General features: G+C 71.2%; 28 protein-coding genes. 15 read left to right on the top strand and 13 right to left on the bottom strand.

Annotated elements, in window-relative coordinates; all coding sequences use genetic code 11:
- The first annotated feature begins 55 nt into the window (after positions 1-55).
- Positions 56-1,090 (top strand): endo-1,4-beta-xylanase, encoded by a 1,035-nt coding sequence (locus ACIQI8_RS37885; RefSeq protein WP_402361258.1) that lies wholly within the window; start codon positions 56-58, stop codon positions 1,088-1,090.
- 158 nt (positions 1,091-1,248) lie between these two features.
- Here ACIQI8_RS37885 and ACIQI8_RS37880 read toward each other — a convergent pair whose 3' ends face one another.
- A complete protein-coding gene (locus ACIQI8_RS37880) occupies positions 1,249-1,455 on the bottom strand; it encodes a DUF5999 family protein (RefSeq protein WP_124000496.1) in 207 nt (68 codons plus the stop codon).
- A gap of 388 nt (positions 1,456-1,843) precedes the next feature.
- Positions 1,844-2,428, bottom strand: a complete 585-nt coding sequence (locus ACIQI8_RS37875) for a hypothetical protein (protein ID WP_402361255.1) — start codon at positions 2,426-2,428, stop codon at positions 1,844-1,846.
- A 553-nt stretch (positions 2,429-2,981) separates the two neighbouring features.
- On the opposite strand from ACIQI8_RS37875, the gene ACIQI8_RS37870 reads away from it, so the two are divergent.
- Entirely contained in the window at positions 2,982-4,496 is a 1,515-nt protein-coding gene (locus ACIQI8_RS37870) for a glutamate-cysteine ligase family protein (protein ID WP_402361252.1), read from the top strand.
- 8 nt (positions 4,497-4,504) lie between these two features.
- Here the strand turns inward: ACIQI8_RS37870 and ACIQI8_RS37865 are convergent, their stop codons facing one another.
- A complete protein-coding gene (locus tag ACIQI8_RS37865; protein WP_402361249.1) occupies positions 4,505-6,274 on the bottom strand; it encodes a substrate-binding and VWA domain-containing protein in 1,770 nt (589 codons plus the stop codon).
- A 186-nt stretch (positions 6,275-6,460) separates the two neighbouring features.
- Here ACIQI8_RS37865 and ACIQI8_RS37860 point away from each other — a divergent pair, with 186 nt between their 5' ends.
- Positions 6,461-7,261: a CPBP family intramembrane glutamic endopeptidase gene (locus tag ACIQI8_RS37860; RefSeq protein ID WP_402361246.1), complete on the top strand. Its 801-nt coding sequence runs from the start codon at positions 6,461-6,463 to the stop codon at positions 7,259-7,261.
- 21 nt (positions 7,262-7,282) lie between these two features.
- Here ACIQI8_RS37860 and ACIQI8_RS37855 read toward each other — a convergent pair whose 3' ends face one another.
- The gene (locus ACIQI8_RS37855; protein ID WP_402361243.1) at positions 7,283-8,092 is read right to left on the bottom strand and encodes a PhzF family phenazine biosynthesis protein; all 810 of its coding nucleotides are present in this window, start codon (positions 8,090-8,092) and stop codon (positions 7,283-7,285) included.
- 172 nt (positions 8,093-8,264) lie between these two features.
- On the opposite strand from ACIQI8_RS37855, the gene ACIQI8_RS37850 reads away from it, so the two are divergent.
- Together ACIQI8_RS37850 and ACIQI8_RS37845 are read left to right on the top strand one after the other, a co-directional pair.
- Positions 8,265-9,050: a cyclase family protein gene (locus ACIQI8_RS37850; protein WP_402361240.1), complete on the top strand. Its 786-nt coding sequence runs from the start codon at positions 8,265-8,267 to the stop codon at positions 9,048-9,050.
- Complete coding sequence (locus ACIQI8_RS37845) at positions 9,047-10,723, top strand: thiamine pyrophosphate-binding protein (RefSeq protein WP_402361237.1); 1,677 nt, start codon at positions 9,047-9,049, stop codon at positions 10,721-10,723. The genes ACIQI8_RS37850 and ACIQI8_RS37845 overlap by 4 nt, the downstream gene beginning before the upstream one ends.
- Before the next feature lie 19 nt (positions 10,724-10,742).
- Here the strand turns inward: ACIQI8_RS37845 and ACIQI8_RS37840 are convergent, their stop codons facing one another.
- On the bottom strand, positions 10,743-11,627 hold the full coding sequence (locus ACIQI8_RS37840) for a helix-turn-helix domain-containing protein (protein WP_402361234.1): 885 nt from the start codon (positions 11,625-11,627) through the stop codon (positions 10,743-10,745).
- A gap of 146 nt (positions 11,628-11,773) precedes the next feature.
- On the opposite strand from ACIQI8_RS37840, the gene ACIQI8_RS37835 reads away from it, so the two are divergent.
- The gene (locus ACIQI8_RS37835; protein WP_402361231.1) at positions 11,774-12,790 is read left to right on the top strand and encodes an aldo/keto reductase; all 1,017 of its coding nucleotides are present in this window, start codon (positions 11,774-11,776) and stop codon (positions 12,788-12,790) included.
- 13 nt (positions 12,791-12,803) lie between these two features.
- Here ACIQI8_RS37835 and ACIQI8_RS37830 read toward each other — a convergent pair whose 3' ends face one another.
- The gene (locus tag ACIQI8_RS37830; RefSeq protein WP_402361228.1) at positions 12,804-13,694 is read right to left on the bottom strand and encodes an aminoglycoside phosphotransferase family protein; all 891 of its coding nucleotides are present in this window, start codon (positions 13,692-13,694) and stop codon (positions 12,804-12,806) included.
- A 128-nt stretch (positions 13,695-13,822) separates the two neighbouring features.
- On the opposite strand from ACIQI8_RS37830, the gene ACIQI8_RS37825 reads away from it, so the two are divergent.
- Positions 13,823-14,464: a PadR family transcriptional regulator gene (locus ACIQI8_RS37825; RefSeq protein ID WP_402361225.1), complete on the top strand. Its 642-nt coding sequence runs from the start codon at positions 13,823-13,825 to the stop codon at positions 14,462-14,464.
- A 90-nt stretch (positions 14,465-14,554) separates the two neighbouring features.
- Here the strand turns inward: ACIQI8_RS37825 and ACIQI8_RS37820 are convergent, their stop codons facing one another.
- Positions 14,555-14,995 carry an SRPBCC family protein gene (locus tag ACIQI8_RS37820; protein WP_402361222.1) on the bottom strand — a complete coding sequence of 147 codons (441 nt, stop codon included), beginning with the start codon at positions 14,993-14,995 and terminating at the stop codon, positions 14,555-14,557.
- A gap of 131 nt (positions 14,996-15,126) precedes the next feature.
- Entirely contained in the window at positions 15,127-15,315 is a 189-nt protein-coding gene (locus ACIQI8_RS37815) for a hypothetical protein (protein WP_402361219.1), read from the bottom strand.
- 198 nt (positions 15,316-15,513) lie between these two features.
- Here ACIQI8_RS37815 and ACIQI8_RS37810 point away from each other — a divergent pair, with 198 nt between their 5' ends.
- Positions 15,514-16,059, top strand: a complete 546-nt coding sequence (locus ACIQI8_RS37810; RefSeq protein ID WP_402361217.1) for a Clp protease N-terminal domain-containing protein — start codon at positions 15,514-15,516, stop codon at positions 16,057-16,059.
- A 121-nt stretch (positions 16,060-16,180) separates the two neighbouring features.
- Positions 16,181-17,179 (top strand): EamA family transporter, encoded by a 999-nt coding sequence (locus ACIQI8_RS37805; RefSeq protein ID WP_402361214.1) that lies wholly within the window; start codon positions 16,181-16,183, stop codon positions 17,177-17,179.
- 387 nt (positions 17,180-17,566) lie between these two features.
- Here the strand turns inward: ACIQI8_RS37805 and ACIQI8_RS37800 are convergent, their stop codons facing one another.
- Both ACIQI8_RS37800 and ACIQI8_RS37795 read right to left on the bottom strand, forming a co-directional pair.
- Positions 17,567-18,223 carry an FMN-binding negative transcriptional regulator gene (locus tag ACIQI8_RS37800; RefSeq protein ID WP_402361211.1) on the bottom strand — a complete coding sequence of 219 codons (657 nt, stop codon included), beginning with the start codon at positions 18,221-18,223 and terminating at the stop codon, positions 17,567-17,569.
- Positions 18,223-18,909, bottom strand: a complete 687-nt coding sequence (locus ACIQI8_RS37795; protein WP_402361209.1) for a pyridoxamine 5'-phosphate oxidase family protein — start codon at positions 18,907-18,909, stop codon at positions 18,223-18,225. The genes ACIQI8_RS37800 and ACIQI8_RS37795 overlap by 1 nt, the downstream gene beginning before the upstream one ends.
- A 64-nt stretch (positions 18,910-18,973) precedes the next feature.
- Between ACIQI8_RS37795 and ACIQI8_RS37790 the strand changes: the two genes are divergently transcribed.
- Complete coding sequence (locus ACIQI8_RS37790; protein WP_402361206.1) at positions 18,974-20,317, top strand: aminotransferase class I/II-fold pyridoxal phosphate-dependent enzyme; 1,344 nt, start codon at positions 18,974-18,976, stop codon at positions 20,315-20,317.
- 35 nt (positions 20,318-20,352) lie between these two features.
- On the opposite strand, the gene ACIQI8_RS37785 is transcribed toward ACIQI8_RS37790, so the two are convergent.
- A complete protein-coding gene (locus tag ACIQI8_RS37785) occupies positions 20,353-21,426 on the bottom strand; it encodes a DMT family transporter (protein WP_402361203.1) in 1,074 nt (357 codons plus the stop codon).
- A gap of 74 nt (positions 21,427-21,500) precedes the next feature.
- On the opposite strand from ACIQI8_RS37785, the gene ACIQI8_RS37780 reads away from it, so the two are divergent.
- Complete coding sequence (locus tag ACIQI8_RS37780; RefSeq protein ID WP_402361200.1) at positions 21,501-22,403, top strand: LysR family transcriptional regulator; 903 nt, start codon at positions 21,501-21,503, stop codon at positions 22,401-22,403.
- Between the two features lie 35 nt (positions 22,404-22,438).
- Here ACIQI8_RS37780 and ACIQI8_RS37775 read toward each other — a convergent pair whose 3' ends face one another.
- Positions 22,439-22,906, bottom strand: a complete 468-nt coding sequence (locus ACIQI8_RS37775) for a pyridoxamine 5'-phosphate oxidase family protein (protein ID WP_402361197.1) — start codon at positions 22,904-22,906, stop codon at positions 22,439-22,441.
- A 160-nt stretch (positions 22,907-23,066) separates the two neighbouring features.
- Here ACIQI8_RS37775 and ACIQI8_RS37770 point away from each other — a divergent pair, with 160 nt between their 5' ends.
- Positions 23,067-23,723, top strand: coding sequence for a cysteine hydrolase (locus ACIQI8_RS37770; protein WP_402361194.1), 657 nt, complete (start codon positions 23,067-23,069; stop codon positions 23,721-23,723).
- Here the strand turns inward: ACIQI8_RS37770 and ACIQI8_RS37765 are convergent.
- Positions 23,710-24,201 carry a Rieske (2Fe-2S) protein gene (locus ACIQI8_RS37765; protein ID WP_402361191.1) on the bottom strand — a complete coding sequence of 164 codons (492 nt, stop codon included), beginning with the start codon at positions 24,199-24,201 and terminating at the stop codon, positions 23,710-23,712. The genes ACIQI8_RS37770 and ACIQI8_RS37765 overlap by 14 nt on opposite strands.
- A 203-nt stretch (positions 24,202-24,404) precedes the next feature.
- Between ACIQI8_RS37765 and ACIQI8_RS37760 the strand changes: the two genes are divergently transcribed.
- The 3 genes from ACIQI8_RS37760 to fabG all read left to right on the top strand — a co-directional run bounded on the left by ACIQI8_RS37760 (position 24,405) and on the right by fabG (position 26,539).
- Positions 24,405-25,184 carry a HipA family kinase gene (locus ACIQI8_RS37760; protein WP_402361188.1) on the top strand — a complete coding sequence of 260 codons (780 nt, stop codon included), beginning with the start codon at positions 24,405-24,407 and terminating at the stop codon, positions 25,182-25,184.
- Complete coding sequence (locus ACIQI8_RS37755) at positions 25,181-25,630, top strand: DUF3037 domain-containing protein (RefSeq protein ID WP_402361186.1); 450 nt, start codon at positions 25,181-25,183, stop codon at positions 25,628-25,630. Before ACIQI8_RS37760 ends, ACIQI8_RS37755 begins: the two co-directional genes overlap by 4 nt.
- Before the next feature lie 147 nt (positions 25,631-25,777).
- A complete protein-coding gene (gene fabG, locus ACIQI8_RS37750) occupies positions 25,778-26,539 on the top strand; it encodes a 3-oxoacyl-ACP reductase FabG (protein ID WP_402361183.1) in 762 nt (253 codons plus the stop codon).
- Positions 26,540-26,542 lie beyond the last annotated feature (3 nt).

Genomic DNA, 26,542 nt, shown 5'->3' with positions numbered 1-26,542 from the left:
CGCGCGCCGACGGACGTACGGCTCACCCACACACCCGCACGTGAGGAGTCGCACCATGCGCAAGAACCGTCTCAGACTGGCCGGAGCACTCACGGCCGTGCTGATCGCCGGCACGGCCCCGGGCGTTCAGGCGCACGAGAAGCCGCTCACCCTCGCCGACCTGGCCCAGCGCCACGGCCGCTACTTCGGCAGCGCCACCGACAACCCCGAACTCACCGACACCGCCTACAAGGCCCTGCTCGGCAGCGAGTTCGACATGATCACCCCCGGCAACGGCATGAAGTGGTACGCCACCGAGCCCGAACAGGGCGTCTTCGACTGGACCAACGGCGACGAGATCGTCGACCTCGCCCGCGGCAGACACCAGCGGGTCCGCGCCCACACCCTGGTCTGGCACAGCCAGTTGCCGAGCTGGCTCACCGATCGTGAGTGGGGCGCCGACGAGCTGCGGGCCGTACTGAAGAAGCACATCCAGACGGAGGTACGGCACTACCGCGGCAAGGTCTACTCCTGGGACGTCGTCAACGAGGCGTTCAACGAGGACGGCACCTACCGCGAGACCCTCTGGTACAAGACGCTCGGCCCCGGTTACATCGCGGACGCGCTGCGCTGGGCCCACCAGGCCGACCCGCACGCCAAGTTGTACCTCAACGACTACAACATCGAGGCGGTCGGCCCGAAGAGCGACGCCTACTACGCCCTCGCCAAGGAGCTGAAGGCGCGGCGCGTCCCGCTCGACGGCATCGGGCTCCAGGCCCATCTCGCCCTGCAGTACGGCTATCCCGCGACCCTGGAGGACAACCTCCGCCGCTTCTCCCGGCTGGGCCTCGACACCGCGCTCACCGAGGTCGACGTGCGGATGATCCTGCCCGCGACCGACGCGAAGCTCGCCCAACAGGCCGAGTGGTACCGGGATCTCACCGAGGCGTGCCTCGCGGTGCGCCGGTGTGCGGGGATCACGGTGTGGGACTACACCGACAAGTACTCGTGGATCCCCGCGTTCTTCCCGGGTGAGGGCGCCGCGCTGCCGTGGGACGAACAACTCCTGCCCAAGCCCGCGTACTTCGCGATCAGGGACGCGTTGAAGTAGCGCGAGGGAGAACGCAAGAGAATCCGTGGACTCACGCGCACGGACCCGGGGCACTACACGGAGTGATCGACCCCGAACGTGCGTCGGGGCCGGCTCGCAGTGTTCCTGCGACCGGCCCCTCAAGTCTCCGGGCGATGCGCCATACCGCCCGGTGGCGCTCAGGCGGCGGTCATCACCGGGTTGGTGCCCTCAGGGCGGTGCGGGGCGATGATCTGGCCGTCCGGCAGGAGCTCACCGGTGTCCTCGAAGAGCAGGACGCCGTTGCACAGCAGGCTCCAGCCCTGCTCCGGGTGGTGCGCCATGAGGCGGGCGGATTCCCGGTCGGCCGAGTCGGCTGAGGGGCACGGTGACTGGTGCTGGCACATTGGTGGGATCTTTCGCTGTGTCGTGAGGTGTGTGGTGGCTGTCTTGTCTGTCTCGCGGCTGGAAGTCTCGTCCATGGCCGCCCCCCGTTGTGATAAGTCGGTCAGAACCCAGTGTTGCCCCACGGGCGTCAATCCGCAGGGATTTAGCGGCACCGCTTCCTCACAGGTTGATGACGCATCACCCGGCCGGACGGTTCATTCCAACTGCACTGTCACTTTGGATGGTTCTCGGTGGCCTGATGGGGCTAGTCCGTCCAGGTCAGAGCGCGCTTCCGGCTCGTACGAGCGATGAATTGCTCGTACGAGCAGAATGGGGCCGGTAAATGCGAAGTACCCCGCCGACCGGAATTCCGGGGCGGGGTACGAGTGCCGTCGCGAAAGGGGGATGTCAGGCGGGCGAACCCAGGAGCGGGGCCGGAGTCACCCGATGGGTCAGCACCGGGAGCAGTTCGGCCACCCGGTGCGGGCGGTGGGCCGCGATACCGGGTGGGGCGGGCGCCAGCGGGACGAGCAGATCGGTGGCCGCGGGGTGGCCGGTGGCGCCGTCCGCGCCGCAGTCCCCGTGCAGCCACAGGGTGAGCATGTACAGGGCGGGCACGGAGAGCAGGCGGGGCTGGTAGTGCTGGGTCATGGTGTCTGCCTGGCGCAGGGCGCGCTCGGTGGCGGCGATGTAGGGCCCCTCGAAGAAGTGCGAGAAGGCCCAGCCGTCCGGGGTCAGCCGGGTCTCGGCCGCGGCCACCGCGCGCTCGCCGCAGCGGATCAGAAAACGCCACCCGGCCAGTCGGGTGGCGGATGCGCCTGCTGGGGTGATCTCGTCCAACACGTGTACGGGCAGGGGGAGTTCGGGTGTCGCGGGCCCCTGGGAGCGCAGCAGGGCAGGGGTCCTGGCCTCGCGGACCGCGGTGGGCGAGGCGAGTGCGGTGAGAACGGTGCGAAGGGCGGGCGCGGGAGCCGGGGGGACATGCAGCGGCATGGTGGGTCGCCTCTCATTCGACAGGCACGGTGGCGCGAGGGCGGGGGCGGACGGCGCTGTCTGCTCGCGGGGGCAGAGAGGCGGGAGCCGGGGTCTGGGAACGAGGAGTGTGGGTGAGGCCTGCCGCACGTCACCTCGACGGCAGGTTCCAGGACCGCGGGCGCCACCCCTCTGCCTTGTTCGCGGAGTTTATACGAGGAGTGTTCTGACGATGTTTCGTCTAGCCGCTTCCGGTGTACCCGGCAAGAGTGCATTCGGTCGGAGTTTCGCGGGGAACATCCCGATTCCGATCGAGCCCTGCTGCGGTGACCTCGGGAAATGCCGGGAAAGCGGTCGGCCCGTTCTCGTCGGCGTTTTTCACGAGTCTGTCGGACCGTCGATACTGCGTGATGTCGCATGCCCGGTGAATGTGCCGCCGGTCACATCTGGCCAGAGTAGCGGGCGGTGGGCCGGTTCGGGGACGTTATCCATCGGCTCGGCTGGGCATCATCCCACGTGACCCGGGACGCCGGCGGCCGATCTTCGGCCTGTCCGTGAGAGGAGGGATGCTCCGATGGGGGAGAAGGTCGTCGCAGGTGGGTTCGATCTGTCCGATCGGCAGCGTTACCGCGCCAAGCTTCGACGGTGTCTGACGGGGCTGGAGCGATTGCTGGAGCAGAAGCTGTTCGACCGGCCCCAGAACCTCATGGGGGTTGAGATCGAATTGAATCTGGCCGGCCCCGACGGTATGCCGAGAATGCTCAATGCGCAGGTGCTTGAACGGATCGCGAGCCGAGATTTCCAAACAGAACTCGCCATGTTCAATCTGGAAGTCAACATAGCCCCACATCGGTTGGGTGGTCGGGTATTCGACCAGCTCGCCGAGGAACTCCGTACGTCGTTGGCATATGCGCACCGGAAAGCGGGGGAACTCGATGCCGGAATCGTGATGATCGGTATTCTGCCGACCCTCGACCGGGACGATCTGATCTCCTCCAACCTCTCCGACGTCGACCGCTACACGCTGCTGAACGACCAGATCGTGGCCGCCCGCGGTGAGGATTTCGTCCTCGACATCGACGGCGTGGAACGGCTCACCTGCACCTCGAAGTCCATCGCCCCGGAGGCCGCCTGCACCTCCGTGCAACTGCACCTCCAGGTGACGCCCGACCGCTTCGCCGACGTGTGGAACGCCGCGCAGGCCGTCGCCGCCGTGCAGGTCGCCATCGGCGCCAACTCGCCCTTCCTGTTCGGCCGTGAGCTGTGGCGCGAGTCCCGGCCGCCGCTCTTCCAGCAGTCCACCGACACCCGCCCGCCCGAACTCCAGGCCCAGGGAGTGCGCCCGCGCACCTGGTTCGGGGAGCGGTGGATCACCTCCGCCTACGACCTCTTCGAGGAGAACCTGCGCTTCTTCCCCGCGCTGCTGCCGATCACCGACGAGGAGGAGCCCCTCGACGTCCTCGACGCCGGCGGCATCCCGAGCCTGGCCGAACTCGTCCTGCACAACGGCACGGTGTACCGCTGGAACCGCCCGGTCTACGGCATCGCGGACGGCGTCCCGCACCTGCGCGTGGAGAACCGCGTGCTGCCCGCGGGCCCCACCGTCACCGACGTCATCGCCAACGCGGCCTTCTACTACGGCGTCGTCCGTGCCCTCGCCGAGGAGTCGCGGCCGGTGTGGAGCAGGCTGCCCTTCGAGGCCGCCGCCGCCAACTTCGACGAGGCCTGCCGGCACGGCATCGACGCCCGCCTGGAGTGGCCCCGCGGCCGGTACGGCGGCACCGCGCAGATCGACGCGGTGACCCTCGTACGCGACGAACTGCTGCCGCTGGCCGAGGTCGGGCTGGACGCGTGGGGGGTGGAGCCGGCCGACCGGGATCTGTATCTGGGGGTCATCGAGGAGCGCTGCCGGCGCCGGGTCAACGGCGCGTCCTGGCAGGCGGCGACCTTCCACGGGGCGCTGGAGGCGGGGCTCGCGCGGGATGCCGCCTTCGCCGCGACGACTCGGCGGTACAGCGAACTCATGCACAAGGGAGACCCCGTGCACACCTGGCCGGTGGGCCCTCCGGAGCCCGTGCCGCTGGGGTGAGCCGCCGGTCAGTCGCCGGTGTCGCCCTGGGCGCCCGCCGCCACGATCGCCTTGAGGATGACCGTGTGGATCTGGGCCGGGTTGCTGACGGACTGGCCCGAGCCACCGGTGGCTTCGGCGATCTCCTGGGCCTCCCCCTTGTCGGCGTCGGGGCCCACGGCGATCACGATGAGCGGCACCGGGCGCTCGGGGTTGGTCAGCTTCTGCAACTGGGTGATCAGGGCGGTGCGGGAGATGCTGCCCGGGTCCTGGTTGACGCCGTCGGTGAGGATGACCAGGGCGTTGAACTTCCCGTCGGCGTACGACTCGGTGGCCGCCTTGTACGCGGCGAGCGTGGTGTCGTAGAGCCCGGTGGCCCCGTCCGGGACCGGCTTCAGGGCGCTGAACGCCGCCGACAGCTTGTCGCGCTGGGTGCCGGCGGCCTTCTGGTCGCCGAGCCGCTCGGTCGGCACCAGGACGCGGTAGTCCTTCTTGCCGTCCAGCTTGGTGGAGAACTCCCACAGGCCGATCTCGTCCTCCGGGGTGAAGGTGGCGAGAGCCTGCAGCAGCGACGCCTTGGTCACGTCCATGCGCGACTGACCGGTCTTCGGCACCGGCTCGGACATCGACGAGGAGGCGTCCACGACCGTGGTGATCCGCGCGCTCTGCACGGTGATCGTCCAGGTGCCCAGCGCCTCCTGCAGCGCCGCGTCCTCGGCCGGCTGGGGCGCGGCCTCCGCGTACGGCTGCGGGCTGCTGCCGCCGGCCTTGGCGACCACGGCCGCCGGCGCCTGGTCGTCGTCCGTGCGGAAACCGTACTTCTCCAGCAGCCGCAACTGCTCGGGCTGGCGCAGGTAGTTCATGAACCGCAGCGCGGCCCGGCTCTGGTCGGTGGTCAGCTGATCGACCATCGCGTACGGGTAGTTCAGCCGGGGCGAGCCGTCCTTCGGGTAGAACATGTCGAGGCTGCCGTCGGTGTCGTTCGACGTGTTGTACGCGTACGCCGCCTGCTCGGTGAGGATCAGCGCCTGGTTGCGCTTGGGGTTGCCCTGCTCGGTGCCCGAGGAGTCCCGGGGCAGCGTGTCCAGGACCTGGCCGTCGGTGTCCGAGGTGCGCTGCGAGAGCGTCTTCATCATCGCCGCGGCCTGGGTGTCGCCGTTCTTGAGACCGGAGGCGGCCGTCCCGATCCGGGTCAGCGCGAGCAGCCCGGTCGCACTGCGCGAGGGGTCGGCCGCGCCCAGCTTGAGCGAGTCGCTCTGCAGGGTGGCGCCGGCCAGTTCGATCCAGCTGTACGTCTTCTTCGGCCACCCCAGCGCCTTGGCCGCCGTCGGCACCATCGCCACGCCGACCGGGGTGGAGGCCACGGCGCCCGACGGGGTCACGTCGGTCGCGCCGCTGTCGGCGGTGATCCGCTGGATCCACAGGTCGGCGTCCGGCACCCACACCTGCTCGTCGATCTTCTTGCCCGCGCCGAGTGTGTCGGCGACCTTGTACGACTCGCGGGCGTGCACCGTGACGGCGACGCAACGGCCGTCGGAGGTGATGTCCTCGGTGCGGGCGCGCTTCGCGGCGGCCGTCAGGGCGGGGGCGATGTCCGGGGAGGCGGCGAGCGAGAGCCGTACCGGGTCGTCCTGGCAGTTCGACCCGAAGGAGAGCAGACCGCTCTTCGCGGCAGCCGCGGTGCCGCCGGCGACGGTGAGGACGAGGGCCGTGGCGACGGCCACCGTGCGGCGGCGGGCGCGGGGACGGGGGTCGCTGACGCCCGCCCCATACTGAGTGGGCAAGCTGTGACGTCCCATGACGGTGGTGCCCCTCCCTGTTGAACCTCGTGCCGGATTGCAGCCGTACGGCATGGAACGGGGGAGGCACGCCCGTACGGCGTCCGTCCCCCCGACGGCCTGTCACGCACGATCTTCGTAAGTTCTTTCGAGACCCTAGCGGGGCGAAGATAGGCATGAGGCGGGATTGAACAACTGGAGGCAGGTGTGCAGGCAGAGGCGGGTCCGGTGGCCGATTCTTTTCCTCAGGAGCGGCCCTCGCGACGGATTCTGCGGGACGAGACACTGCTCGTTCTGGGACTTTCGCTCGGTGCGAGTGGAGTGTCCGCCCTGATCAGTTTTGTCGGATCGGTCACGAAACCGGGAGGTCTCAAGGACCAGGCGGCGACACTCAACGCGTCGGCCGCGCCGGGCCGTCCCTGGCTCGATCTCGCCTGGCAGTTGTTCGGGATCACCTCGGCCCTGGTGCCGGTCCTGCTCGTCGCGCACTTCCTGCTGCGGGAGGGGCAGAGCCTGCGCACGCTCGGCTTCGACCGCACCCGGCCGTGGCCCGACCTCGGCCGGGGCGCGGGGGTCGCGGCGGTGATCGGCAGCACCGGGATCGCCTTCTACCTGGCCGCTCGCGGGCTCGGCTTCAACCTCACGGTGGTGCCGGAGGCGCTGCCCGACGTGTGGTGGAAGTACCCGGTGCTGATCCTGTCGGCGATGCAGAACGCGATCCTCGAAGAGGTGATCGTCGTCGGGTATCTGCTGCGCCGGCTGAGGCAGTTGGGCTGGACACCGGGAGCCGCGCTGGTGGCCAGTTCCGTACTGCGCGGTAGCTACCACCTCTACCAGGGCATCGGCGGCTTCCTCGGCAACATGGTGATGGGCCTGGTGTTCGTCTTCCTGTACCGCCGATGGGGCCGGGTGGGTCCCCTGGTGGTGGCGCATTCCCTGCTCGACATCGGGGCGTTCGTGGGGTACGCGCTGCTGGCGGGGAAGGTGGGGTGGCTGCCGACGGCGTGACCGTCGGCAGGACCCCAGGCCCTAGGCGAGCAACTCGCCCTCGATCACGGTGACCGCGCGGCCGTTGAGCAGGGTGCGGTCGCCGCGCAGTCGGGTGCGGACGCGCCCTGAGCGGGGCGAGGCCTGCAGGCCGGTCAGGTCGGGGCGGCCCAGACGCTCGGACCAGAAGGGCGCGAGGGCCGTGTGCGCGCTGCCGGTGACCGGGTCCTCGTCGATGCCGATGCGCGGGAAGAAGCAGCGGGAGACGAAGTCGTAGCCGGTGGCCGGGTTCTCGGCGCGCGCGGTGGCGATGACGCCCCGCTCGGAGTACGCGGCCAGGGCCCGGTGGTCCGGCGCGAGAGCGCGCACCGTCTTCTCGTCCGCCAGCTCCAGCACGAGGTCGCCGACGTTCGGGCCGGTGTCGAAGGCGACGAGCGGCTCGGCGCCCAGCGCCTCGGCGACACCGGACGGGACCTCGACCGGGGTGAGCGGGGCCGTCGGGAAGTCCAGGGTGATCGAGCCGTCCGCCTCCGGCGTCGCCCCGAGGACACCACTGCGGGTGGCGAACCGCACCGGCCCCTCGTGCGCGCCGGTGCTGTGCAGGACGTGGGCCGTGGCGAGCGTCGCGTGACCGCACATGTCGACCTCGGTGGCGGGCGTGAACCACCGCAGCGCCCAGTCGGCGCCGCCGCCCCCGGGCAGCGGGTGCGCGAACGCGGTCTCGGCGTGATTCACCTCCAGGGCCACCTGCTGGAGCCGTTCGTCGTCCGGGAACGCGTCGAGGAGCAGGACCCCGGCCGGGTTGCCGGTGAAGGGACGGTCGGTGAAGGCATCGACGATTCGGAGAGGCATGCCGCTGACGGTAGGGGGCGGGTGGCCTGGGCGGCCAAGGCCAATTCGGCGGTACTGGACCGATTTTGGGGCGCGCAGGTGGCGGCCCGTATTCGGCTCTACCGTGGAGGCGCAGGCGCGCGTCAGCGTGTTGTGCGCGGTCGTGAGTCCAGCACCGTCCCAGGAGGCCGTCATGTCCCAGCCGTCCGTTCTCGCCGCGCTGCTCGCCGGGTTGCGCGGGGGTTCGATCGAGGTCGTCGATCTCACGTCGCCGCTGTCGTCGGCCACACCGGTGATCCAGTTGCCGCCGGAGTTCGGGCAGACCCAGGTGTTCGAGCTGGAGGAGATCAGCCGGTACGACGACCGGGGCCCGGCCTGGTACTGGAACAACTTCCGCAGCGGTGAGCACACCGGCACCCACTTCGACGCGCCGGTCCACTGGGTCACCGGAAAGGACCTCACGGACGTGGCGTCGATTCCGGCGGGCCGGCTGCTCGCGCCGGCGGCCGTGCTGGACTTCTCCGAACAGGCCGCCAAGGACGCCGACTTCCTCGTCGAGGTGAGCCACATCAAGGCCTGGGAGGCCGAGCACGGGCCGCTGCCCGACGGGGGCTGGCTGCTGCTGCGCACCGGCTGGGACGCCCGCTCCGAGTCGCAGGAGGCGTTCCTCAACGCCGACGAGAACGGTCCCCACACGCCCGGTCTGTCGGCGGAGTGCGCGCGCTGGGTGGCGGAGGAGGCGCCGGTCATCGGGCTCGGCGTGGAGACGGTCGGCACGGACGCGGGGCGGGCGCACTCGTTCGAACCGGCGTTCCCCTGTCACTCGTATCTCCTCGGCAGTGACAAGTACGGGCTCACCCAGCTGCAGAACCTCGGCGCGCTGCCGCCCACCGGGGCCGTCGTCATCGCCGGGCCGCTGCCCATCGTCAGTGGATCCGGTGCCCCCGCGCGCGTGCTCGCCCTGGTGGAGCGGTCGTGAAGGTCGCCGAGGCCGTCGGGCGGGCGCTGACCGCGGCCGGGGTCGACCACGTCTTCGGCGTGGTCGGTTCGGGCAACTTCCACCTCACCAACGCCATGGTCGCGGCGGGCGCCCGCTTCGTCGCCGCCCGGCACGAGGGCGGCGCCGCCACCATGGCCGACGCGTACGCCCGCACGAGCGGCACCGTCGCCGCGGTGAGCGTGCACCAGGGGCCGGGGCTGACCAACGCCGTCACCGGCATCGCGGAGGCGGCCAAGAGCCGTACTCCGTTGCTGGTCCTTGCCGCCGAGGCGACGCAGCCGAACTCCAACTTCCGGATCGACCAGGCGGTCATCGCGCACTCGGTCGGCGCCGTCACCGCGCGCCTGACGACGGCCCACGACGCGGTCGCCCAGGCCCTCGCCGCGCTGCACCGGGCCCGGCACGAGCGCCGTACCGTCCTGCTGGACCTGCCCCTGGAGGTGCAGGCCCTGGACGTGCCGGACGAAGTGGCGCGAGCCTTGAGCGCGGAGCAGGGACTGGATGCGCCACAGGCCTTCGCCCCGGCGCCCGAACCCGTGCCGGTCGAGCCCTCGACGGCCGAACTGGCCGAGCTGGTACGGCTGTTGCACCGCTCGCGCCGCCCGGTCTTCGTGGCCGGCCGGGGTGCGCGTACGCCGGACGCGCGGGACGCGCTGGTGGAGCTCGGCGAACAGCACGGCGCGCTGCTGGCCACCTCCGCGGTCGCCCGGGGCCTGTTCCAGGGCGGCGACTGGTCGCTCGACGTGTCCGGCGGCTTCGCCTCACCCCTGGCCGCGGAACTGATCCAGGGCGCCGATCTGATCGTCGGCTGGGGCTGCGCCCTGAACATGTGGACCATGCGGCACGGCAACCTCATCGGCGCCGACGCCACCGTCGTACAGGTCGACGACGATCCGTCCGCGCTCGGCGTGCACCGCGAGGTCGCCCTCGGCGTCACCGGTGACGTGGCACGGACCGCGCGGCGGGCGCTGGAGTCGGGCGGTCGGCGGCGCGAGGGGTACCGGACGCCCGAGATCGGGGCCGCCCTCGCCGCGCGGGCGCGGTGGCGGGACGTGCCGTACGAGGACGAGGGCACCCGTGAGCGGATCGATCCGCGGACGCTGAGCATCGCGCTGGACGGCCTGCTCCCGGCCGAGCGGGTCGTGGGCGTGGACTCCGGGAACTTCATGGGCTATCCCAGCGCGTACCTGTCGGTGCCGGATCACGAGGGGTTCTGCTTCACGCAGGCCTTCCAGTCGATCGGCCTGGGCCTCGCGACCACGATCGGCGCGGCGCTGGCCCGCCCGGACCGGCTGCCGGTGGCCGCCCTCGGCGACGGCGGGTTCCTCATGAGCGCCGTGGAACTCGACACCGTGCGCCGGCTCGGACTGCCGATGGTGGTCGTCGTGTACAACGACGACGCCTACGGGGCGGAGGTCCACCACTTCGGGCCCGAGGGCCACCCGCTGGACACGGTCACCTTCCCGGAGACGGACCTCGCCGCGATCGCCCGCGGCTACGGCTTCGAGGCGGTCACCGTCCGTACCGGGGCCGACCTCAAGACGGTCGAGGACTGGCTCTCCGGGCCCCGCACGGCGCCCCTGCTCATCGACGCCAAGGTGACGCGCGACCACGGCGCCTGGTGGCTGGAGGAGGCGTTCCGGGGCCACTGAGCCGGCCCGCCGAGCGGCTTCAGGGGCGTGGGGCGTCCGATTGTGCGGCCGGTGCGGGGTGTTGGGAGGACCGGGACCAACTGGCCAGCAGCTTCAGGCGTTCCGCGGAGGCGGACCCTGGTTCGACGGTGGAGAGGCCCAGGATCTGCTCGGGGTCGTCGGTGGGGGCGAACGCCTCGTAGCCCAGGACGAGTTCGCCGACGACGGGATGGTGGTAGCGCTTGGTGCCGTGGGTGCGCTGGAAGACGTCGTGGTCGGCCCACCAGTGGCGGAAGTCCGCGTCCTGGACGGAGAGTTCGCCGACGAGCTCCGCCAGGGCGGGGTCGTGCGGATGGCGTCCCGCGTACAGGCGCAGTGAGGCGACGATGCCGCGGGCGGACCCTTCCCAGTCGGCGTACAGGGCCCGGAAGTGGTCGTCGAGGAAGACCAGCCGGGCCATGTTGCGGCTGCGGGCGGGCAGGGCCTCGAAGTCCGTGTACAGGGCGCGGGCGAGGTCGTTGGCGGCCAGGACGTCCATGCGGCGGCCGTAGACGAGGGCGGGGACGTCGGTGAGGCTCTCCAGCAGCAGGCGCAGACCGGGGCGTACGCGCTGCGGGGGCAGCGGGCGAGGGCGGGTGCGGGTCGGTCTGGCGATCCGGAACAGATGGGCGCGCTCCAGATCGTTGAGGCGCAGGGCACGGGCGATCGCGTCCAGGACGGACGCGGAGACGTTCAGGTGGCGGCCGCGCTCCAGGCGGACGTAGTAGTCGACGCTGACGCCGGCGAGCTGGGCGACCTCCTCGCGCCGCAGACCCGGCACGCGGCGGGTGCCCGGCTGGGGCGCCAGACCCGCCTCTTCCGGGGTGATCCTCGCGCGGCGCGAGCGGAGAAAGTCCCGCAGCTCGCTGTTCGGTTCCTGGGCCATGCCTCCACCGTAGACCGGGTGACCTGGGGAGTGGCCGTGTCAAAGGGGGTCTGCCGGACCCCCGGTCGGAGCGGGTCTCCCACCCCGGCCGCGAGCGGTGCTGCTCTGGTGGAAGGCAAGTGAGCACGCAGATGGAGGTACCTCTCATGAAGCGCAGGATTCTCGGCGGCACCGGCATGTCGGTGAGCGAGTACGCGCTCGGCGCGATGATGTTCGGCGCGATGGGCAACACCGACCACGACGAGTCGGTCCGCATGATCCACACGGCGCTGGACGCCGGGATCAACCTCGTCGACACCGCCGACGTGTACTCCGGTGGCGAGTCGGAGGTGATCGTGGGCAAGGCGCTGCAGGGCAGGCGCGACGACATCGTCCTGGCCACCAAGTTCGGGCTGCCGATGGGTGAGGACCCCAACCGGCGCGGCGGCTCGGCCCGTTGGATCCGTCGCGCGCTGGAGGACAGCCTGCACCGCCTGGACACCGACCACGTCGACCTCTACCAGATGCACCGCCCCGACCCGCACACCGACATCGACGAGACCCTCGGTGCCCTGTCGGACCTGGTCCGGGCCGGGAAGATCCGTGCCGTGGGCGGCTCGTTCTTCTCGCCCGAGGAGATCGTCGAGGCGCAGTGGACGGCCGAGCGCCGCGGTCACCAGCGCTTGCGCACCGAGCAGCCGCCGTACTCGATCCTCACCCGTGGTGTGGAGAGCCGGGTGCTGCCCACCGCCCAGCGCTACGGCATGGGCGTGCTGACCTTCGGCCCGCTCAACTCCGGCTGGCTCTCCGGTCGCGCGGATCCCACCGCCGGACACCGCAGCGCCGGCGCCGGGGCGAAGATGTTCGACCTCACCCAGCCGGGTGTTCAGGCCAAGGCCGACGCCGTGGGCAAACTGACCGCTCTGGCCGCCGAGGCCGGCCTGCCGCTGCCTCATCTGGCCACCGCTTTCGTCCGGGCGCATCCGGCGGTCACCGCGGTGCTCATCGGGCCCCGCCGCCCCGAGCAGCTGGCCGACCTCCTCGCCGCGGCCGACGTGGAACTGAGCGACGACATCCTCGACCGCATCGACGAGATCGTCCCGCCCGGCGTCGACGTGAACTCCGGCGACTTCTACATCGACCCCACCCCGCCGATCACCGACAAACGCCTGCGGCGCCGCTGAAGGCCGCTCGCGGTCATTGCGTCGACTCCAGAAGGCGGTCGAGTGTCCGGCGTCCCAAGCTGCTCATCGCCGGATTGGTCTCGACGTAGTACCAGACAAGACCCACTGCCTGTTCGAACGCCCATGCCTTGCCGCGCTCCCACTCCAGATCGTCACAGGCAAGTCTCCGCCGGAGTACTTCGCGCGGGCCCGGCCGCAACAGGTGCCAGGCGCTGACCAGATCCAGCGCGGGGTCCGCCGCGCCGAAGCCGCCGGTGTCGAGCACACCGCTGAGCCGGTCTCCCTCGACCAGCACGTTGCCGGGGATCAGGTCACTGTGGCTCATCACGTCGGCACCCGTGCGGGGCAACTCCCGGAAGTGGCTCCACACTTGGCGCAGCCGGTCCACGTCGAGCAGCCCCTCGCTCTCCGCGAAGCACTTCGCCATCCAGTCGTCGTGGTGAGCGAGGACGCCACCGCGGTTGTCGCCGCTGAAGACCCGCCCCCGCGTGCCGGCGTCCCGCAGGGCCGCGATGAAGGCCGCGAGGTCCTCGGCGAAGGCGTCCGATCCGCTCGGGTCGGCATCGGAGGCGACCGTTCCCGGCAGCCAGGTCTGGACCGACCACGGCATGGGGTAACCCGCTCCGGGCTTTCCCAGGGCGACGGGTTCGGGGACGGGGAACCGGGACACCAGTGCCAGCTCCGCGCTCGCCCGGGCTTCCTGTTCCAGCACCGCCAGTGCCTCGGAGGCATCGGCGAGGCGCAGGGGGAAACGCGCCGAGAGGTCGTTCCCGATCCGGAAGATGGCATTGACGGTCCCGGTCGACGACACGCGTCGAATCGTCTCGCCGCTCCATCGGGGGAACTGTTCCCGGATCAGGGCCGCGACGATGTCGGTGGTCACGTCCACTTGGTCAGCGTGCATGAACAGCCAGTATTCATACGCCGGGGTCCGGATCCACTGAGATTGTCGAGAGGGGGCTTGCCAGGCGATCGCTACCGATATATCGTTGACGCATCGCGACAGATCAACGAATGAATGGAGTGATTGCGATGCGTTCCCATGGACACGAGCATGGACACGGTGGCCCCGGCTCTCGCGGCCGAGGCGGTTTCGACGGTCGGCGCGGCGCCTTCGGGCCCTTCGGACCGGGAGGTCCGGGTGGACCTGGTCCCGGTCCCGGCTTCGGTTTCGGTGGACCCGGGTTCGGTCCCGGGCCCTGGGGCCCGAGGGGCCGGGGCGGACCGCGCGGCAGGGCACGGCGAGGCGACGTACGCGCGTCGATCCTGGCCCTGCTCAAGGACCGTGCGATGCACGGTTACGAGATGATCCAGGAGATCGCCGAGCGCAGCGGCGGGGCGTGGAAGCCCAGCCCCGGTTCGGTGTACCCCACCCTCCAACTGCTGGAGGACGAGGGCCTGATCGCGAGTGAGTCCGAGGGCGGCAAGAAGCTGTTCTCGCTCACCGACGCCGGCCGCACCGCGGCCGACGAGGGCCCGGACGCGCCCTGGGAGGAAGCCACCCGAGGCGTCGACTGGGAGGCCCTGGGCGAGATCCGGCAGGCCGGCTTCGGTCTGATGGAGGCCTTCGGCCAGGTCTGGAAGACCGGCAGCAAGGAGCAGCGCGAGAAGGCGCTGAGCGTCATCAACGACGCTCGCAAGAAGCTGTACCTGATCCTCGCCGACGAGGACTGACGAGAACCGGTAGGTACTGACGGCCTCCCCGCCGTGAGCGAGGCGCCCCGTGGAGCGATCCGCGGGGCGCCTTCGTGCGTCCGGCGCGGGTCAGGCCACCGGCCGGGCCACCAGACCGTCCAGCTTCCGCAGTGACTCGTCCAGCGCGGCCGTCGCCGAGTCCTTGAGCTTGCCCGCCATCAGCGAGACGGCGGCACCGGTGAACTCGCCGTCGATGCGCACCGTCGTGGCGTCACCGTCGGGGATGAGCGTGTAGCGCGTGGAGACGGTCACCTGCATCGGCCCCTTGCCGCGAATGGCGAACACCCGGGCCAGCTCCAGCTCCTCGATGGTCCAGTCGACCTCCGCCGGGAAGCCCATCAGCTTCATGTTCTCCTGGAAGGTCCCGCCCACCGCGAGTGTCTCGGGGCCGCCCTTGGGGAAGTTGGTGTGGGTCGCGTTCCACTCGCCGTACGCGGACCAGTCGGTGAGTTGTGCCCACACCTTCTCGGCGGGGGCTCCGATGCGTGCCTCCGCGCTGACTTCGGCCATGCGACCACCCCTTCGGTTCGGGCTCCGGTGTCGCGGAACGTAGCCGCACGGACCGCAATGTTCAAGACTGATGAACCGTCAGAAATGAACCGGCGGAAAGGGGTCGGCGGAAAGGGAGTACCGGAAACCCTTCAGCCGACCCGTCGTATCTGCGCCGCGTCGAAGAGATCCCACGCGCGCGGGAGCGCGCTCTCGTCGTGGCAGTGCCAGGCGTCCCAGAACAGGTCGGCGGGCAGTGCGTCCTCCGGGGCGTACACCCGGTACACGTACTGTTTGCCGTCGACGGCCGGCAGTGCGACCAGCCAGCACCTGCTCTCCACGTCCCTGAGGGACGAGCGACTCGGGCGCCGCGGTTGCGCACCGGGCGCATCACACAGCGGCGCGCGCCCCCGCGCCGAGAACGGCCTGATCTCATCCGTAAGGAGGAGATTTCGGCCGTCGGACTCCACTCTGTGTGGGACGGGAAGATGCTTCCGCCCGGGGATGACCGAATGCCCTGGGACTGATGGGGTGGGGATGTGCAACCCCGGATCCCTCGGCAGTCGGTCGGCGAGCAGGCCCTCGGCCCTCGCGCGGACACCGCCGCCACGCTCAGTGCGGAGCTGGCAGCGGTCGTCACCGCTGCCCGCCGCCGCGCGGTGCGGGACGGGGACCGGCAGATCGACACGGCGCACCTTCTGCACTCCCTTCTCGAGTACGACGCCGACGTGCGCGCCGTCTTCGACGACGGTCCCGAGATCGCCCGGCTGCTCGGCTACCTCGTGCAGCGCAGCATCGGCTACGGACTGCGCTGGCAGGGCAGCGTCGAGGACTCCGGCGCGGTACCCGTGGTGCAGGAGAGCGAGGGCCTGTCGCCGCTGGCCGCCGGCGCGATGGGGAACGCCTGCGACCGCGCTGCCCGGCGCGGCGACGAACCGGCCTGCGGGGTCGACCTGCTCGCGGCGCTCGTCGTGGACCCGCAGGCGCGCGCCGTCGAGGTGCTGGACCGGGCCGGAATCGACCGGCACGAGGTGACCGCCCGCGTCGAGGACTTCCTGTCCCAGTCCGGCTCGTCCAGCCGATGACGGCGAAGAGGGATGAAGGCGAAGAGGGGATGAAGGCGAAGACGGCGGTCCGGCTCGTCCAGCCGGTGAGACAGGAGTCATCGGGGGTGACGCTCCTGTCGTGCCCTGTCATCATGTCCGGGTGCAGACGTCGAAGAGCAGTCAGGGCAGTGCCGGCAAGGGCGTCGGGCTCGGTCTCGCGATCGGATCGGCGATCGCCTTCGGAGGGTCCGGGGTCGCGGCCAAGCCGTTGATCGAGGCAGGCCTCGACCCGCTCCACGTGGTGTGGCTGCGGGTGGCGGGCGCCGCCCTGGTGATGCTGCCGGTCGCCGTCCGCCACCGCGCGCTGGTCCGCCGACGCCCCGCGCTGCTCGCCGGGTTCGGACTGCTCGCCGTGGCCGGCGTCCAGGCCTGCTACTTCGCCGCGATATCCCGGATACCCGTCGGGGTCGCGCTGCTGGTCGAGTACCTCGCGCCCGCCCTCGTCCTCGGCTGGGTGCGGTTCGTGCAGCGCCGGCCGGTGACGCGTGCCGCCGCGCTCGGCGTGGTCCTCGCCGTCGGCGGCCTCGCCTGTGTCGTCGAGGTCTGGTCGGGCCTGAGCTTCGACGCGATCGGCCTGCTGCTCGCCCTCGCCGCCGCCTGCTGCCAGGTCGGCTACTTCGTCCTGTCCGACCAGGGCAGCGACGCCGGCGAGGACGCCCCCGATCCGCTGGGCGTGATCGCGTTCGGCCTGCTGATCGGCGCGCTCGTCCTGACCGTCGTGGCCCGCCCCTGGACCATGGACTGGTCCGTGCTCAGCGGCTCCGCCGACATGAACGGCACCTCCGTGTCCGCCGCCGTCCTGCTGGCCTGGATCGTGCTGATCGCCACCGTCCTCGCCTACGTCACCGGAGTGGTCTCCGTGCGCCGGCTCTCCCCGCAGGTCGCGGGCGTCGTCGCGTGTCTCGAAGCGGTCATCGCGACCGTGCTGGCCTGGGTCCTGCTCGGCGAGCACCTGTCCGCCCCGCAGATCATCGGCGGCGCGATCGTCCTCCTCGGCGCGTTCATCGCCCAGTCGACCGCCCCGGCCAAGGGCTCCCCGGACCCGGTGGCGAGCGGCGGCCCGGAACGCGAGCTGTCCGCGAGGGGCACGGGCACGTGAGCGGCCGAGGCGGCGACGGAGCCGGCCGTCTGAGCCGCCAACTGCATGGTGGGGGCGGGCCGTCTGCGTGGCCGACCGCATGGTGGGGCCGGTCGTCTGAGGGACCAACTGCACGGTGAGACTGGCTGTCTGAGCGGCCGACCGCACGATGGGGTCGGTCGCCTGAGTGGCCGACCGCGCGGTGGGGCCGGCCGTCCGGGCGGCCAACTGGACTGTGGGGCTGGTCACCTGAGCGGCCAATCGCGCGATGGGGTCGGTCACCTCAGTGGCCAACCGCGCGGTAGGGCCGGCCGTCCGAGCGGCCAACTGGACTGTGGGGCTGGTCACCTGAGCGGCCAATCGCGCGGTGGGGCCAGCCGTCTGAGCGGCCGACCGCACGGTGGCCGGTCACTTGGTCGGCGTCCACACTCCCCGCCGCCGCACCTGATGCTCCCGGGCCGCCGCGTCCCCGGTCCCGTCCCGCTCCGCGAGCCCCGCCACGATCCGGTCCTGCACGTCCGCCGGTTTGTGACTGGCGTACTTGAACTTCGCCTGTACGTCGATGACTTGGAGCACCAGCCCCCGGATCCCGGAGAGCATCCGGCCGTAGGGCTCCTCGCCCGCCGCCGCCCGCGCGGAGCCGCCCTCCGGCTGGAAGTGGCCGACCTGGCGGTTCAGCAGCTCGGCCTTCTGTGCCGGATCGTCCACGACCCGGGCCAGGCAACGGAGTTGGACGGCCGCGTAGAAACTGGTCGGTACGCCGTGCTCGGACGGGGTGTCCGGCGGGGCCTGCCAGGGACCGGGGATGTACGCGTAGTCGTCGACCACGCTCAGCAGCACGTCCGGGGATGCCTCCAACGCCGGCCAGAGCGGGTTGGGCCGGGCGAGGTGCGTGACGACCTCGCCCCGCTCGCCGCGCTCGGGCTCGTAGGCGAAGTGCAGCGGCTGGACGTGCGGCGGCTGCCCCGGCAGGCCGTTGACGGCGAGCTGCCCGAAGTCGTGGACGGAGAGCCAGTGTTGCCACTCGGCGTCGTCGCGGGGCGCGTCCCAGGGGTGGATCAGCATCACGGCACGGCCAGGTAGTCGGGGAGCTCGATGCCGGGGGTCAAGTCCGCGTCGGACACCGGGGTTTCGTAGCCCTTGCGGAGTGGGACGACGCCGGCCCAATGGGGGAGGGACAGGTCCTCGGGCTCGTCGTTGACCCCGCCGGTGCGGAGCTTGGCGGAGACCTCGTTCAGGTCGAGGCGGATCACGGCGGTGGCGGCCAGCTCCTTCTTGTTCGCGGGCCGGGAGTCCGCCGCGCGGCCCGGGACGACGTGGTCGACGAGGGAGTCGAGGGCCGCGCGCTTCTCCTCCGGGTCCGTCACGTCGTAGGCGATGCCGTGTACGACCACGGACCGGTAGTTGATCGAGTGGTGGAAGGCGGAGCGGGCCAGGATCAGCGCGTCCACGTGCGTCACCGTCAGGCACACGGCGAGCCCCGGGTCGGCCTTGCCGGTCATCCGCAGCGGGCGCGAGCCGGTCGAGCCGTGCACGTAGAGCCGGTCACCGACCCGGCCGTACAGCGTGGGCAGCACGACGGGTGCGCCGTCGCGGACGAAGCCGAGGTGGCAGACATAGCCCTCGTCGAGTATCGAGTGCACCAGCTCCTTGTCGTACGACGCCCGGTCCGGGGAGCGGGTGGGGACGGTGCGGTCGGTCGGCGTGTAGGCGGCGGGCTGCGACGTCGTCGGCTGGGCGGTCCCCTGCATGGCGTTCTCCGTAGGCGTTCGTGGCGTGTTGCGTCCGATATTGCACTAGTGCATAATCTTCTTTGTGCTAGAAGGATATCGGATCGAAGGGCGACGCGCAGCCGAGATCGCGGCGAGCGTCGAGCGTGCGGTGGGCGCCGGGGCGCTGGAGCCGGGGCAAGTGCTGCCGCCCATGCGGGAGTTGGCGGTCAAGCTGGGGGTGAATCCCAATACCGTCGCGTCCGCGTACCGGATCCTGCGGGAGCGAGGGGTGATCGAGACCGCCGGGCGCCGAGGCAGCCGGGTGCGGTCCAAGCCGGCCACCACCGGGCGGGAGTACGTCCGCACGGACGTGCCCGAGGGGGTGCGGGACGTGGCGAACGGCAATCCGGACCCGGCGCTGCTGCCGTCCCTGGGCGAGGCCTTCGCGTCGGCAGCAGCGCGGGGCGACCGGGAGCCGGTGCTGTACGGCGACGCCCTCGTGGAACCGGAGTTGGCGCGGATCGCGCGCGCCGAACTGGACGCCGACGGGGTCCCTGATGGCCCCGTGGCACTCGCCTCGGGCTCGCTCGACGTCATCGAGCGCGTGCTCGCGGCCCATCTCAAGTCCGGGGACACCGTCGCCGTCGAGGACCCCGGCTGGGGCAGCCTGCTCGACCTGGTCCCGGCGCTCGGGCTGCGGGTCGTACCGGTCGGCGTCGACGACGAAGGGCCGCTCCCCGACGACGTACGGCGGGCTCTCGCCGGCGGGGCGCACGCCCTGATCGTCACGGACCGCGCGCAGAACCCGACCGGCGCCGCGGTGACCGCCACGCGTGCGCGTGCCTTGCGCGCTGTGCTCCGGGAGCATCCGGAGGTCCTGCTGATCGAGGACGACCACGGCCTCGGCATCGTCGACCTGCCGCTGCATCCGCTGGCCGGCGTCACCCGCCACTGGGCCTTCGTCCGCTCGGTCGCCAAGGCCTACGGACCCGATCTGCGGCTCGCCGTGCTCACCGGGGACGCCGTCACCGTCGACCGCGTGAACGGGCGGCACCGGCTCGGCCCCGGCTGGGTCAGCCACCTCCTTCAGCGGGCGGTGGTGCGGCTGTGGACCGACGGCGCGCTCGACACGGCGGCGGTGGCGAAGGCGTACCGACGACGGCGCGACCTGCTGATCGACGCGCTCGCGGCACGCGGGGTGGCGGCCAATGGGTGCAGCGGACTCAACGTCTGGATCCCGGTACCGGACGAGACCGGCGCGGTGTCCCGACTCCTGCACGCAGGCTGGGCCGTGGCCCCGGGCGCCCGCTTCCGCCTGAACGCGCCGCCGGGCATCCGGGTCACCGTCGCGACCCTGACCGACTCGGAGGCGACTCCGCTGGCGGACGCGATCGCGTCGGCGGTGGGACCGGCGGAGGGGAAGGCGACGGGGCGGAGGTATGTGTAGCGGGGGTGGGCGGAAGGGGGTCTGTGGAGGGGCGCCTAGGCCTTCGAAGTGGCCGCGGATTCCGCGGTTTTGACCGTGACACCGGCCTCGACCATGGCACCGGCCTGGACTGTGACACCCGCCTCGACCATGGCACCGGCCTCGGCCGCTCTCCGCCCCCGCCCGAGCCGCCGCTTCCGCGGCCTCGCCTGCGTGAGCGCCGCCCCCGCCAGCACGATCGCCGCGCCGACCGGAGTCGACCAGGTCAGGGACTCGCCGAGGATCGTGACACCGGCGGCCGTGGCGATGACCGGGATGAAGTAGGTGACCATCTGCGCGGTGGTGGGGCCGACTTCGGCGACCAGGCCGTACTGGATGAGGACGGCGAGGCCCGTGCCCAGGGCGCCCAGGGCGGCGATCGCGAGGAGGGGGCCGGGGGAGAGGTGGTCCGGGAGCGAGGTGAACAGGGGTGTGACGACGGCCAGTTGGACCGTCGCCAGCAGCAACTGCGCGCCCGTCAGGGAGAGGTGCGAGTGGCCGGTGCCGGCGAGGGTGCGGCGGACGTGGATCCAGCCGATCGGGTAGCTGAGCGAGGCCAGCAGGGCCATCGCCGTGCCCGTGGCGTCCAGGCCGTGGAAACCCTGCCAGGCGCCGAGGACCGTCAGGACGCCGAGGAAGCCGATACCGAGGCCCGCCACGCGGACGCGGGTCGGCCGGTCCTCGGAGAGGGCGACCAGGGACAGGGCCATGCCCCACAGCGGGGAGGTCGCGTTGCAGATACCCGCGAGCGTGGAGGGGATCGTCAGCTCGGAGTAGGCGAAGAGGGAGAACGGCAGGGCGTTCAACAGGAAAGCGGCGACCGTCAGATGGAGCCATGTCCGGCCACCGCCCGGCAGACGCTCCCGCTTCACGACCATCGCCGCCGCCAGGACCGCCGTACCGAACACCAGTCGCCCCAGGGTCACTTGGAACGGGGCGTACCCCTCCGTGCCGACCTTGATGAGGAGGAAGCTGAAGCCCCAGATCAGGGAGAGGGCGCCAAAGCGGAGGCGCCAGTCGGTGCGGGGTGCGGTGGCGGTCTTGGCGGCCCGGGGCCCGGTGGCGGTCTCGGAGGTCGAGGCGGTGGTCATGGCCGTAACGATGCCGCACCTGATCTCGTAGCACCATCGAGATTTCGGCATCGGTATCTCGTAGCATCACTTACATGTTGAATCTGGAGCGCCTGCGCACCCTCGACGCCCTCGCCCGGCACGGCTCGGTCAGTGGGGCGGCCGACGCGCTGCATGTCACCACCTCCGCGGTCTCGCAGCAGATGTCCAAGCTGGAGCGGGAGGTGAGTCAGCAGCTGCTCGCCAAGAACGGTCGGGGGGTGCGGCTCACCGATGCCGGGCGGCTGCTGGCCGAGCACGCGGCGCGGATCCTGTCGCAGGTCGAGCTGGCCCAGTCGGATCTGGAGGCGCAACGCGGGCAGGTGGTCGGCGAGTTGAGGGTGTCGGCGTTCCCCACGGCCGCGCGCGGGCTGTTTCCCCTCGCGCTCGCCGATCTGCGCGCCGAACATCCGGCGCTGCGGGTGCGCTCCACCGAGCTGGAGCCGGAGGCCGGCATCGCCGGAGTGGTCCGCGGCGACCTCGACCTCGCGGTCGTCCTCGACTGGTACAACAAGCCGATGCCGCTTCCCGACGGGCTGGTGAAGGCGCCCGTCCTGGACGACCCGGCCGACCTGGCGATGCCGGCCCGGCACCGGCTCGCCGGGCGCGACGAGGTGGACCTCGGGGAGCTGGCCGAGGACGAGTGGATCACCTGGGGCGAGGGCGAGTTCTGCCACGAGTGGCTGATGTTCACGCTGCGCTCGCGCGGGATCGAGCCGATCGTCGCACACCGGGCCGCCGAGACCCACACCCAACTGGGCCTCGTCCAGGCCGGGTTGGGTGTCTGCATCGCCCCGCTGCTGGGCCGCCACCCGATGCCGGCCGGCGTGGTCACCGTCCCGCTCGTCCAGCGGGTGCGCCGGCATGTCTACGTCGTCTGGCGGGCGGACGCCGACCGCCGCCCCTCGATCAGGGCGGCGGTACGGGCGTTGCAGGACGCGGCGCGGAAGGTGGGCTGACCGTCGTTCGGATCGGCCCGGCGTCGCGTGCCCCGTTACCGCCCGCCCAGCTTCCGGAAGTCCCAGGACACGATCTTGTCCGGCGTCAGCCGTATCCAGGCGTGCCTGCCGTCGTGCGGCATCTCCTCCAGACGGAAGTTCTTGCGGGCGAACAGGGTTTCGGGGACGTCGAGTTCGGCGCGCAGCTCCCCGGTGCGGGGGGCCTCGCCCACGAACTCCACGGCCCCGGACAGCTCGACGCCGCGCAGCTCGTCGTACTCCTCGCCGGTGTCGACCACGATCGCGACCCGGGGATCACGGCGCAGGTCGGTCCACCGCTTGCTGCGCACCACGGAGTACAGCCACATCGAGGTCCCGTCCCAGGCGAACCACAACGTGCTGACGTGCGGCGCCCCGCCCACCGACACCGTGGCCACCCGGCAGGTGCGTTGGCTGGTGAGGAACTCGTCCAGTTCCCCAGGCGTCATCATGATCTTCCGGCCCCGACGCTGAGTGACGGTCATGCGGCCCCCTCTTCTCTCACGTCGTGTCAGAGGAACTCCAGTGATCCTCTGACATCACGTCAGAAAAGGATGGGTCGTCTTCCTTCCCCGCGCAATGGTGGCTAGTCTCGCCCGCTCAACACCGCTCGCTCCGGACCGCCCGCCGCGTCGAGGGAGAATCGTGCCGTCGCAGCAACAGCTCAGCGAACAACTCGACCCGGCGACCACGGTGTTGCTCACCGTCGAGTGCCAGCAGGGGGTCGTCGGACCGGACAGCGCACTGCCCCAACTCGCCCACGAGGCACGCTCGTCGGGAGCCCTGGCCAACGTCGCCCGGCTGGTGGCCGCCGCCCACCAGAGCGATGTCCAGGTGATCCACGCGATCGCCGAGCGCCGCCCCGACGGCCGCGGCGCCAACCACAACGCACGGCTCTTCCGGGCCGCCGAGCGGCTCCCCGTCCAACAGCTCTCCGGCACCACGGCGGTCCGCGTCGCCGCCCCCATCGAGGTCGCCGAACAGGACCTGGTCGTACGACGGTTGCACGGGCTGTCTCCGATCCAGGGCACCGACGTCGACGCACTGCTGCGCAACCTCGGCTGCCGCACTCTTGTGGTGAGCGGGGTCTCGGCCAACGTGGCGATCCCCAACACCGTCTTCGACGCCGTCAACCGTGGCTACACGGTCGTCGTGCCCGCCGATGCCATCGCGGGAGTGCCCTCCGACTACACCCCCGCGATGATCCGCCACACCCTCGCATTGGTCGCTACGGTCGCGACCACGGACGAGGTGCTGGGCTGCTTTGTGGGGCCCCGGCGCGCGCGGGTCAGCCCAGCGTGATCGAGTCCCCGGTCACGGTGATCGTCTGCTCGGGCAGGGGCTGGGTGGCGGGACCCTTCTTCACACTGCCGTCCGCCACCGAGAACTCGCTCTTGTGGCACGGACAGACGATGACGTCACCGGTGATCTGGGTGACCGGGCAGCCCTGGTGGGTGCATTTGGACGAGAAGGCCTTGTAGGTGCCGGCCGTCGGCTGGGTCACCACCACGGCCGGGTCCTTGAAGATCTTGCCGCCGCCCTCGGGTATGTCGGCCGTCTTCGCCAGGGCCGCGCCACCCGCGCCGGACGAGGCGCTGCTGCTCGAGTCCGAGCCGCCGCTCGCGTTGTCCCCGGCCTGGGTGTCGGAGGAGCCGGAGGAGGACGAGTCGTCGCTCGATCCGCACGCGGTGAGCGCGGCGGCGAGTCCCGCCGCGCCCACCGCCGCCACGACGGTTCGTCGGGTGGGGGTCGGGGCGGTGTGGAGCGATTCGCTGGTCATGCGGACGTTCCCTTCCATGGCATGTTTCGTAGATCTGTACAGGGGTACGGGCGTCGACCACCCGTTGTTCATGGGTGTCGCGATCCTGACGCGGGTGGGACCAGAGGTGGGTAAAGCCGCGCTGTCGCTTTGCTGTCGGTGTCGGCGCGCCGCGCCCCGGGGGCCGTCTCGGGGGCCGGTCAACACCCCAGTAACCTGGGGCGATGCTCAAGGAAGTCACCGCCACCCGCTACATCACGCCGCTGCGTGAGGGCGGTTCGCTGCCGGGACTCGTCGAGGCCGACGACCTCGGGACGTATGTCATGAAGTTCACCGGCGCGGGACAGGGCCGCAAGACGCTGGTCGCCGAGGTGGTCTGCGGTGAACTCGCCCGGAGGCTGGGCTTCCGGATGCCCCGGCTGGTGACGGTCGACCTCGATCCGGTGCTGGGCCTCGGCGAGCCCGAGCAGCAGGTGCAGGAGCTGCTGAGGTCCAGCGGTGGCGCCAACCTCGGCATGGACTTCCTGTCGGGTGCCCTCGGCTTCGATCCGCTCGCCTTCACGATCGGTCCCGAGGAGGCCGGCCGGATCATCTGGTTCGACGCGCTGATCAACAACGTCGACCGCTCCTGGCGCAACCCCAACCTGCTGATGAGGCGCGGCGAGCTGTGGCTCATCGACCACGGCGCCACCATGATCTGGCACCACAACTGGCCCGGCGTGGAGAAGTCCGCCGCCCGCCCCTACGACGCCTCGGACCACGCCCTCGCCCGCTTCGCGCCGGACGTCACCGCGGCCGCCGCCGCGCTCGCGCCGCTGGTCACCGAGGAACTCCTCGCCGAGGTGACCGCCGAGATCCCCGACGCCTGGCTGACCGGCGAACCCGGCTTCGACACCCCGGACGACCTGCGGCGGGCCTACGCGCGACCCCTGCTCACCCGCGCCTTCGACATCCACGCGCGCGTGACCGGCATTCCCGCCACCGGCATCGAGGAGGGCAAGTGAGCGAGACCAGCATCTACATGGCCGGACATGTCACCGAGCGCCACATCACCCGGGCGGGCCAGGGCGGCGGCCGGGACGTCTTCGAGTACGCCCTGCTGCGCGTCGTGCCCCGCGTCGAGCGCGGCGAGTGCATCAACGCCGGGGTGCTCGTGTACTGCCGCGCCAAGGCCTACGTCGGCGCCCGCACCCACCTCGACGAGGCCCGGCTGCTCGCCCTCGACCCCGACGCCGACGTGGCCGGGATCCGGGCCGCTCTGGACGCCGTGGAGCGCGTCTGCGGGGGCGGCGGGGCGGCCGGGCAGGCCGCGGGCGACGACCCCGGGCAGCGGTTCCGCTGGCTCGCCGCGCCCCGCTCCACGGTCGTGCAGCCGGGGCCGGTGCACACCGGCCTCACCGTCGATCCGGCGGCCGACGCGGAGCGCTTGCTCGGCCTGCTGGTGAGGTAATGGATCACACCTGCCTCGTGTGCCGTTGACACCGGGTGCCAGGGCTTCTAGCGTCACGTACGCCGAGGGTACTAAGCGGTCGCTCACCGAAGCGCGATCCGGGGCACTCCGGCCGGCGTACTTTCCCCAGGGCGAGGAGAACCAGCAATGTCCACCACTGAGCAGCGGGTCGCCGTTGTGACGGGCGGCGCGCGCGGCATCGGCGCCGCCACCGCCGTACGACTGGCCGCCGAGGGCCGCGCGGTCGCCGTGATCGACCTCGACGAGGCCGCCTGCAAGGACACCGTGGAGAAGATCACCGCGGCCGGTGGCCGGGCGATCGCGGTGGGCGCCGACGTCTCGGACGAGGCGCAGGTGGAGGCCGCCGTCGCGCGCGTGGTCGACGAGCTGGGCGCCCCGACGATCCTGATCAACAACGCGGGAGTGCTGCGCGACAACCTGCTGTTCAAGATGAGCGTCGCCGACTGGGACACGGTCCTGGGCGTGCACTTGCGCGGCTCGTTCCTGATGGCCAAGGCCGTCCAGAAGCACATGGTGGACGCGGGCTTCGGCCGGATCGTCAACCTCTCCTCCTCCTCGGCGCTCGGCAACCGCGGCCAGGCCAACTACGCGGCCGCCAAGGCCGGTATGCAGGGCTTCACCAAGACCCTCGCCATCGAGCTCGGCAAGTTCGGCATCACCGCCAACGCCGTCGCCCCGGGCTTCATCGCCACCGAGATGACCAAGGCCACCGCCGAGCGCGTCAAGATGGGCTTCGAGGAGTTCAAGGCCGCCGCCGCCACCCAGATCCCGGTGGCCCGCGTCGGCGAGCCCGAGGACATCGCCAACGCCATCGCCTTCTTCACCAACGAGGCCGCCGGCTTCGTCTCCGGCCAGGTGCTGTACGTCGCCGGCGGACCGCTCGACTAGGGA

Source organism: Streptomyces sp. NPDC092369 (assembly GCF_044755245.1).
Taxonomy (GTDB): Bacteria; Actinomycetota; Actinomycetes; order Streptomycetales; family Streptomycetaceae; genus Streptomyces.
This window is presented reverse-complemented; position numbering and strand designations above follow the sequence as displayed.

Bases quoted from the DNA above. Each gene is read 5' to 3' on its own strand.
- ACIQI8_RS37885 (WP_402361258.1), top strand. From the start codon at position 56: ATGCGCAAGAACCGTCTCAGACTGGCCGGAGCACTCACGGCCGTGCTG.
- ACIQI8_RS37880 (WP_124000496.1), bottom strand. From the start codon at position 1,455: ATGTGCCAGCACCAGTCACCGTGCCCCTCAGCCGACTCGGCCGACCGG.
- ACIQI8_RS37875 (WP_402361255.1), bottom strand. From the start codon at position 2,428: ATGCCGCTGCATGTCCCCCCGGCTCCCGCGCCCGCCCTTCGCACCGTT.
- ACIQI8_RS37870 (WP_402361252.1), top strand. From the start codon at position 2,982: ATGGGGGAGAAGGTCGTCGCAGGTGGGTTCGATCTGTCCGATCGGCAG.
- ACIQI8_RS37865 (WP_402361249.1), bottom strand. From the start codon at position 6,274: ATGGGACGTCACAGCTTGCCCACTCAGTATGGGGCGGGCGTCAGCGAC.
- ACIQI8_RS37855 (WP_402361243.1), bottom strand. From the start codon at position 8,092: ATGCCTCTCCGAATCGTCGATGCCTTCACCGACCGTCCCTTCACCGGC.
- ACIQI8_RS37850 (WP_402361240.1), top strand. From the start codon at position 8,265: ATGTCCCAGCCGTCCGTTCTCGCCGCGCTGCTCGCCGGGTTGCGCGGG.
- ACIQI8_RS37840 (WP_402361234.1), bottom strand. From the start codon at position 11,627: ATGGCCCAGGAACCGAACAGCGAGCTGCGGGACTTTCTCCGCTCGCGC.
- ACIQI8_RS37835 (WP_402361231.1), top strand. From the start codon at position 11,774: ATGAAGCGCAGGATTCTCGGCGGCACCGGCATGTCGGTGAGCGAGTAC.
- ACIQI8_RS37830 (WP_402361228.1), bottom strand. From the start codon at position 13,694: ATGCACGCTGACCAAGTGGACGTGACCACCGACATCGTCGCGGCCCTG.
- ACIQI8_RS37825 (WP_402361225.1), top strand. From the start codon at position 13,823: ATGCGTTCCCATGGACACGAGCATGGACACGGTGGCCCCGGCTCTCGC.
- ACIQI8_RS37820 (WP_402361222.1), bottom strand. From the start codon at position 14,995: ATGGCCGAAGTCAGCGCGGAGGCACGCATCGGAGCCCCCGCCGAGAAG.
- ACIQI8_RS37800 (WP_402361211.1), bottom strand. From the start codon at position 18,223: ATGCTGATCCACCCCTGGGACGCGCCCCGCGACGACGCCGAGTGGCAA.
- ACIQI8_RS37795 (WP_402361209.1), bottom strand. From the start codon at position 18,909: ATGCAGGGGACCGCCCAGCCGACGACGTCGCAGCCCGCCGCCTACACG.
- ACIQI8_RS37785 (WP_402361203.1), bottom strand. From the start codon at position 21,426: ATGACCACCGCCTCGACCTCCGAGACCGCCACCGGGCCCCGGGCCGCC.
- ACIQI8_RS37780 (WP_402361200.1), top strand. From the start codon at position 21,501: ATGTTGAATCTGGAGCGCCTGCGCACCCTCGACGCCCTCGCCCGGCAC.
- ACIQI8_RS37775 (WP_402361197.1), bottom strand. From the start codon at position 22,906: ATGACCGTCACTCAGCGTCGGGGCCGGAAGATCATGATGACGCCTGGG.
- ACIQI8_RS37765 (WP_402361191.1), bottom strand. From the start codon at position 24,201: ATGACCAGCGAATCGCTCCACACCGCCCCGACCCCCACCCGACGAACC.
- ACIQI8_RS37760 (WP_402361188.1), top strand. From the start codon at position 24,405: ATGCTCAAGGAAGTCACCGCCACCCGCTACATCACGCCGCTGCGTGAG.
- fabG (WP_402361183.1), top strand. From the start codon at position 25,778: ATGTCCACCACTGAGCAGCGGGTCGCCGTTGTGACGGGCGGCGCGCGC.